This is a genomic window from Streptomyces hilarionis, from assembly GCF_024539675.1.
GTDB classification, from domain to species: domain Bacteria; phylum Actinomycetota; class Actinomycetes; order Streptomycetales; family Streptomycetaceae; genus Streptomyces; species Streptomyces hilarionis.
Genome location: NZ_JAHHIT010000306.1, coordinates 1 through 4141, shown reverse-complemented (window position 1 = coordinate 4141; position 4141 = coordinate 1). Strand labels below are relative to the sequence as shown.

At 74.3% G+C, this 4141-nt stretch carries 4 protein-coding genes; 2 read left to right on the top strand and 2 right to left on the bottom strand.

All coding sequences use genetic code 11. From position 1 onward, the window contains the following. A partial coding sequence (locus tag KMS84_RS38095; protein WP_256921133.1) for a glycosyltransferase 87 family protein occupies positions 1-1249 on the bottom strand: 1249 nt, incomplete at its 3' end. 172 nt (positions 1250-1421) lie between these two features. Between KMS84_RS38095 and KMS84_RS38090 the strand changes: the two genes are divergently transcribed. Beyond that, positions 1422-2957, top strand: a complete 1536-nt coding sequence (locus KMS84_RS38090) for a glycosyltransferase family 39 protein (protein ID WP_256921135.1) — start codon at positions 1422-1424, stop codon at positions 2955-2957. Here KMS84_RS38090 and KMS84_RS38085 read toward each other — a convergent pair. Continuing rightward, positions 2905-3456, bottom strand: a complete 552-nt coding sequence (locus KMS84_RS38085; RefSeq protein ID WP_438819035.1) for a MarR family winged helix-turn-helix transcriptional regulator — start codon at positions 3454-3456, stop codon at positions 2905-2907. The genes KMS84_RS38090 and KMS84_RS38085 overlap by 53 nt on opposite strands. 175 nt (positions 3457-3631) lie before the next feature. Here KMS84_RS38085 and KMS84_RS38080 point away from each other — a divergent pair, with 175 nt between their 5' ends. Then, positions 3632-4045: an organic hydroperoxide resistance protein gene (locus KMS84_RS38080; protein WP_256921132.1), complete on the top strand. Its 414-nt coding sequence runs from the start codon at positions 3632-3634 to the stop codon at positions 4043-4045. Positions 4046-4141: the final 96 nt, after the last annotated feature.

Genomic DNA, 4141 nt, shown 5'->3' with positions numbered 1-4141 from the left:
GGGTTCGGGGGGTGCGGCGGGCCGGGGGGCAGGTTGGTGTGGCGGGTGTCGTCGGGAGGGGGGCGGGGCGCCACAGTCGTCGGTAGGACAGGCCGGCGGCCCAGGCCAGCAGGCCGTTGCGGACGACCATCAGCGTCGTGCCCGTCCAGGAGCAGCTGATGACCTCCCAGTAGTGCATGGGGTAGATCACCGTGCTGACCGCGGTCGCCGCCAGCAGCAGCACGGCCACCGGGCGCTGGGAGGTGTGCCGTGAGGTGAGGCAGACGGCGGCCAGGCCCAGCAGCCAGATCATGTACTGCGGGCTGATCACCCTGCTCGTGACGGTGAACAGCAGGACGGCGCACAGGGCGGCGTCGTAGGGCGTGGCCGGGGTGTGCCGGCGGGCCCGGACCCGCCACAGCACCAGAAGGGCGAAGGCCGCGGCGGTGAGCGCCAGGCAGGCGTGGGCGACGGAGGAGACGTAGGGGCCGACGAACTCCATCGCGCCGTACCGGTAGCGGGCCGTGCCCGGCCACCCGGCGTGCGAGGCGAGTGAGAGGGCGGTGCCGCCCAGGGACTCGATCTGCACGCCGCGCGCGCCCTGTTGCCGCAGGAAGGACAGGGGATCGCGGAACGCCAGGGCGAGGAGCGCCAGCGAACAGGCCGCCGTCACCGCGGCCGACCGCCACGCCGACCCGCTCTCGCGGCCCCGCGGGGTTCCCAGCAGCACCAGCGCGGGCCACACCTTCACCAGCGCGCCGAGGGCCGCGAAGGCGCCGCCCGCGCGCGGGGAGCGCGACAGCGTCGCCAGGGACAGGACGGCGAGGGCCGTGACCTGCACGTCGTAGCGCACGAGGGGGATGTGCAGCAGCAGCGGCAGCCCGCCCGTCCACAGGGCCGCGCCGAGCAGCGAGCGGCTGGGGCGGGCGCCCGCGCGGGCCAGCGTCAGGAGGATCACGGCGTCGGCCACGACGGTGAGGGCGACGAACGCCTGGAAGTACGTCAGGTCCGGCAGCAGCGCGGGGGACAGCAGGACCGGGCCGGCGCCGGGCGGGTACTGCCACAGCGGGTCGTTCGCGGGAAGGCCGCCGTGGACGAGGACGTCGTACCAGTGGCGGTACAGGCCCCACACCTCGCCGGCCACCCGTCCGCCGCCGAGCAGCGGCGAGGAGCTGTGGACGAGCAGCCACAGCATCAGGGCGCGGGTGGCGAGCCACGCGAGCGCGAGGGACGCGAGGGACAGGAGGCGACGGTGCTTGGTGGTGTCCATCACCGCGGATGGTAAGCATGATGAATGTCTCTTTTGCTCCATTACATACCTAATGAGCCGTCAATCGCCGTGATGGGTGGGTATGCCCAGCAGAATCGGCGCCGTGGTGTGTGGACGCTCGCAGAAGACAGCCCGTGCCCGGGTCCTGGCCGTCGCCGTCCCCGCGGCCGTCATGTCCGCCCTCGGGCTCTGGGGCCTCGACCGCGGCGGCATATGGCGCGACGAGGCCGTCACCTTCCAGGTCGCCCGGCGCACGGTGCCGCAGATCTGGCGGCTGCTGCACGGCGTCGACGCGGTGCACGGCCTCTACTACCTCGTCATGCACGTCGTCCTCGCCGTCCGTCCGGGTGAGGTCGTGCTGCGGCTGCCCTCGGTCTGCGGCGCCGCCGCCACCGCCGCGCTCGTCGCGGCCCTCGGGGCGCGGTCGGCCCGGCCCCGGGTCGGCCTGTGGGCGGGCCTGCTGTACGCGGCGACCCCGCTGGCCGGCCACTACGCGCAGGAGGGCCGCTCCTACGCGCTGGTCGCGGCCGGCGCGGCGGGCGCGACGCTGCTCCTCGCGCGGGCGCTGGACGAGCCCGCCGACACCGGGCCGGACGTGCGGGACGAGCACGGCGATGCCGGGCCGGAGGCGCGGGCGCGGCCGTCGCGGCACATGTGGCGGGTGCGGAGCACGTGGTGGGCCTACGGGGGTGTCGTCACCGTCACGTGTCTGCTGCACGAGCTGGCCGTGTTCGTGCTGTGCGCGCACGCGCTCACCCTGGCGCTGCTGCGCGCGCCGCGGCGGATGTGGGCGTGCTGGGTGCGGGCGGCCGGAGCGGCGGTCGTCGTCCTGCTGCCGTTGGCGCTGGTCTCGAGCGGCCAGTCCCAGCAGGTGGAGTGGCTGCCCGTGCCGGACGGGGAGAGCGCCGAGAGGCTGCTGCGCGACTTCGTCGCCGGCCCGCAGGGGGCGGTGTTCTGGGGCTGCCTGGCCCTGATGGCCGTGGGGCTGACGGCCGGGCGCACGGCGGCCTTCGCGGCGCCCCTGATGATCGTGCCGCCGATGCTGCTGATGCTGTTCTCGCAGGTCAAGCCGCTCTACCACGAGCGGTACGTGCTCTACGCCCTGGCGGGGGCGCCACTGCTGATCGCGGCCGGCGCCGACCGGCTGGCCCGGCTCGCGGGCCGCCGGGCGCATCCGGGGGCGGTCACCGCGGCCGGTGTGCTCGCCGTGGTCCTGGTCTTCGTGCACCTGCTCCCGCTGCACCGCGAGTACCGCACCCTCGCCCACCGGCCGGACGACCTCGCCGCCGTCTCCGCCCTGACCGCCCGTGAGGTCCGCCCCGGCGACCCGGTGCTGTTCCTGCCGTCCCTCGGACGGCGCACGGCGCTCGCGTACCCGAAAGGGTTTCGGGGGGTGCGCGATCTCGCGCTGAGGGCGCCCGGTCCCGAGTCGGGGACGCTGTACGGACGCGAGGTCGGCCCGCGCGAACTCCAGCGCAGGCTCGCCGCGGTGAACCGGGTCTGGGTCCTCGCCGAGCCGTACGCGCTGCGCTCGCGCTGGTTCCCCGGCGAGCCCACCGAACGCCTCAAGCTCGTCGCCGTCGAGGAGCGGTTCGTGCCCCGGTGGGAGGGCGAACGCGACGGCGTGACCCTCCGCCTCTACGTCCGCCGCCCGGCTACGGCGTCCCTTGCGCCTCCTGTGCGATCGCCGAGTCCAGCGCCGCGGTGAGCTCGTCCAGGCGCTCGCGCAGCGCGCCGATCTCGGCGAGTTCGAAGCCGGTGGCGGCGACGATCCTGCGCGGCACCTCCAGCGCCCGCTCCCGCAGGTCCGCGCCCGCCCCGGTCGGCCGGACCTCGACCGAACGCTCGTCGCGGGCGCTGCGCTCGCGGCGCACCAGGCCGGCCGTCTCCAGCCGCTTGAGCAGCGGGGAGAGCGTGCCGGAGTCCAGCCGCAGGTGCTCGCCCAGCCGCTTCACGGGCAGCGGACCCCGTTCCCACAGCACCAGCATCACCAGGTACTGCGGGTAGGTCAGCCCGAGGTCCTTGAGGATCACGCGGTACACGCCGTTGAAGGCGCGCGAGGCGGCGTGCAGGGAGAAGCAGATCTGCCGGTCCAGCCGGAGCCAGTTCTCGACGGCGTCCGCGGCGGCGAGCTCCGTGGGCTCCGCGGGCGCCGGGGTGCTCCCGGCGTTCGCGGTGCTCCCGGTGCTCCCGGTGTTCGCGTCGATGTCGGCGCCGGTGGCCCCGGCGTTCTCCTGGCCGACGGAGGGCTGTGGAACGGTCATGTCTCCAGGGTAACCCTGACGCGCCATTTGGTTGTGTGCAATTTAATTGTGTGCTCTACTTATCTCCGTGAGGCGGCCGGACCGGGCCGCCGCAACGACCTGAGAGGGATGGTTTTCCATGGACGCGCTCTACACCGCTGTCGCCACCGCCACCCATGGCCGCGAGGGACGCGCCGTCTCCTCCGACGGCAAGATCGACCTCGCGCTGGCCATGCCCGCGGAACTGGGCGGCAACGGGCAGGGCACCAACCCGGAGCAGCTGTTCGCCGCCGGATACGCCGCCTGCTTCGGCAGCGCCCTGGGCCTCGTCGGCCGCCAGGCGAAGGTCGACGTCAGCGACGCCGCGGTGACCGCCGAGGTCGGCATAGGCCAGCAGGGTGAGGGCTTCGCGCTGAAGGTGACCCTGCGCGTCGAGCTGCCCGAGACGGTGGACGTGGCGACCGGCCGCAAGCTCGTCGAGCAGGCCCACCAGGTCTGCCCCTACTCCAACGCCACCCGCGGCAACGTCCCGGTCGAGCTCGTCATCGAGTAGCCGTCGCGTGGCCGCCGGGCGCTACCGTGCGGTCCTCGCGTGGGCGGCGGCCGATCGCCGGGGTGAGCGGAAACGCTCCCCCCCCCGGCGATCGGC

Coding starts and splice junctions, on each gene's coding strand:
- KMS84_RS38080 (WP_256921132.1), top strand. CDS start 3,632: ATGGACGCGCTCTACACCGCTGTCGCCACCGCCACCCATGGCCGCGAG.
- KMS84_RS38090 (WP_256921135.1), top strand. CDS start 1,422: ATGTCCGCCCTCGGGCTCTGGGGCCTCGACCGCGGCGGCATATGGCGC.